This window comes from Bartonella sp. AP280QHHD, from assembly GCF_042196125.1.
Lineage (GTDB): Bacteria > Pseudomonadota > Alphaproteobacteria > Rhizobiales > Rhizobiaceae > Bartonella.
The window spans coordinates 1-2,482 of the sequence record NZ_JBHIPQ010000057.1 but is presented as its reverse complement, the minus strand read 5'-3'; the positions used below and the strand labels follow the sequence as shown (position 1 = coordinate 2,482).

General features: G+C 45.6%; 1 protein-coding gene and 1 pseudogene. Both read left to right on the top strand.

The genetic code is table 11. The annotated features are described in order from the left end of the window. Nucleotides 1-574 (top strand): annotated as a pseudogene (locus tag ACFIMK_RS09320) (phage tail protein); the annotation flags it as partial. A 1-nt stretch (nt 575) separates the two neighbouring features. Next, on the top strand, nt 576-2,482 hold a 1,907-nt coding region (locus ACFIMK_RS09315), incomplete at its 3' end, for a DUF4815 domain-containing protein (RefSeq protein WP_375693543.1).

Below are 2,482 nucleotides of genomic sequence, written 5' to 3'. Positions count from 1 at the left end.
CACTTTGTTTTCCTTTGGGCGCACAACAGAGATCAATCACACGCTCACAAGAGAAGAAGGCAGGCTTATTGGTAATTGGATAGATGACTTTGACGAGGAGTTAAGCTGGAACCAAATTGATTATCCTTGGGATTTGGCAAATTTTCCGTGGTGTTCGGTCAAAAAACATGAACGCGATATGCTTATGGCAGAATGGTTTCATGGTCGCACGCTTTATCTCGTGTTAAGAGACAGCCAAAATAGCGTGATTGGGTATCGCAGATGCTATGCTGTAGCGCCTGTCGAACAGGCTTTGGATGGTGTGTATAGCCATTGTGGTAACAGATTCCAGCCCTCCTCGATGGGCACGGCGCTTCTTGTTGCAGCCCGCACAGATTTTCACGATGTTGATGGCAAACAAGCAGCATTTGTTTCTATTCTCGTTCACGGCATTCCCAAACAAGATATCCCCCTTGGAAAGCTTTGGTGTGACGTCAATGAACTGAATGGTGGTGTCGAGATACTCAAAACACCCATCAATATTTCTTTGCGTGCCGATGTTCGCGAACAATTCAAGATTTTATTGAGGTTTTAATATGAAGCATGAAAGTGGTTTACCCTTTGCAATTGACAGATCTCGCGGCAAAGAGGAACAACAAAGCGTTGTCTTTTATGGCACGCGTCCCTTTATTCAAAGTGGTGAACTCAATGAGGTTCAAACCATTATAAGGGGGCGGCATGACCGCTTGGGGCGCCTTGTGGCAAAAGAAGGAGACCGCGTTGAACGCGCTGATGCTTTTGTCAACAAAGACACAAGGACCGTCACTTTAACGGATGGCAAGATTTATATTGCCGGCGATATTTTCCCCGTTGCACCAGCTGTACTCAACAATGTTGCCATGATTGGGCGCTTGGAAATTGGTGTGAAGCTGCAAAAAAAATGGATAACACACGAAGATGATCCAGAGCTATTGGGGCAAGTCCCTGGTACCTTAGCAGAAGGAGAGCCCGGAGCGGCACGCGAAACAGCACAGCTTGTTTGGGCACTGAAAGAGGATGCGCAGAATGGCACTTTCTTTCCGGTTTATATTTTACAAGATGGTGTTCTGATTGATCAAAAATCGCCCTCACTGCTTGAACCCGCCATGCAAGCTATTGCGACGTACGACCGCGCCCATGGGCATTATATCGTGAGTGGCTGCCGTGTGAGCGCATTGGGAGCCAATAACGGTTGCCAAGTGTTTAGTATTCAAGAAGGAGAAGCCAATATCAATGGCTTTAAACGCAAACGCTTAGCGGCTTTGCGTCATGAAGAACTCGAGGACTTTTCGACAAGCGTTGTTCCTAGCGAAACGCATATTTTTGCGCCCCCAAAAGGGAAAACAAGTTTCACCTTTAAACCCTATTATTTTCCTATTGCCGATATTCAGTCTCTTTTGTTGACAAAAGAAAAAACCGTTAACGTCACCCGTGGTGCCGTTGCCGCTGGGCGTGATGGTGTTCCTGATAAAAGCATCACCGCGTTTATCAAAATCGTTCAAGGAAGCAAGGAATTTAAAGAAGGCACAGATTTTAAAAAAACAGGAGACACCATTGATTGGGCACCGGTGGGAGACGAACCTTTAGCAGGGAGCAGCTATAAGGTGACTTACCGCTATCGCGCAAAAATCACGGCTGATAAAGTAACAGCGCAGGAAATCACTGTCTCAGGTGGGGCGCAAGGTGGTGATATTATCGTCAGTTACACTTACAAACTCCCCCGCATTGACCGCATAGGACTGAACACAGGGGGCAATGTGGTTTACATCAAAGGTATCTCAGTAGATCATCCCATGGCACCCAGTGTCCCTGATGATGTGTTGTCCCTTGCAACCATTACCAACAATTGGCTTGAAACGCCGGTTGTGGTTAATGATGGCACCCGTGTTGCCCCCTATGATGAAATGTGGCGCTATTTTCAACGAGTGCTTTCGCTTGATCGATTGATGCAATTAGAGCGTATTAAAAGCAATGTTGACTCTAAAGAACCTGTTGCCAAAAAGGGCATGTTTGCAGACCCTTTTCTTGATGATAGTTACAGAGATGAAGGCTTTCAACAAACAGGTGCTGTAGGCAACGGCATTTTACAGCTTGCCATTGATCCAACATTCTATACTGCTCCTTTAAAAGCGCCTGTCACCCTTGACTGGACAAATGAAGTGATCATTGCGCAAGAGTTGACAACGGCTTGCGAAAAAATCAATCCTTATCAAAATTTTGCACCCCTGCCTGGTACAGTAACCCTTGAACCCGCAACAGACTTTTGGCATGAACAACGCACCGATTGGCTCTCGGGTATCACCAATCAAATCATTATGGGAAAACATCGCGGCAGTACCATACGTAGAACAGAAGTAAGCGATAATTTCATCAACACACACCAAGAACAAATCGACTTTTTAAGACAAATTACCCTTCACTTTAAAATTGAAGGTTTTGGCAGTAGCGAAATCTTGGAAAGTCT